The 485-nt window shown below is 63.9% G+C and carries 1 protein-coding gene; it reads left to right on the forward strand.

Annotated elements, in window-relative coordinates:
• Positions 1-485 (forward strand): methyl-accepting chemotaxis protein (locus DY467_RS26620; protein ID WP_246701651.1); only part of this gene is annotated, 485 nt, incomplete at both ends.

Consider the following 485-nt stretch of genomic DNA (forward strand, 5'->3'; position numbering starts at 1 on the left):
GCCAGCGCGTCGATGCCGCGACTCGCAAGTTCGAGACCGCAATCGGCGAGATCGTCCAGACGGTGTCGTCGGCTTCGACCGAACTCGAAGCCTCCGCAGGTACACTGACATCGACTGCAAGTCAAACGCAGCAACTCACCGTCAGCGTCGCCGCGGCATCGGAGCAGGCCTCGGCCAACGTCCAGTCGGTGGCGTCCGCGACCGAAGAGATGTCGTCATCGGTGACGGAGATCAGCAGGCAGGTCCAGGAATCCGCGCGCATCGCTGCCGAAGCGGTCGATCAGGCGCGTATGACCAACGACGGTGTGGGTCAATTGTCCCAAGCCGCGGCAAAGATCGGAGCGGTCGTCGAATTGATCAACTCCATCGCAGGACAAACCAACCTTCTGGCCCTTAACGCAACCATCGAAGCGGCCCGCGCGGGCGAAGCGGGACGCGGCTTCGCGGTCGTTGCCGCGGAAGTGAAGGCGCTTGCGGAGCAGACC

This window comes from Rhodopseudomonas sp. BR0G17 (assembly GCF_010907025.1).
Classification (GTDB): Bacteria; Pseudomonadota; Alphaproteobacteria; order Rhizobiales; family Xanthobacteraceae; genus Rhodopseudomonas; species Rhodopseudomonas palustris_H.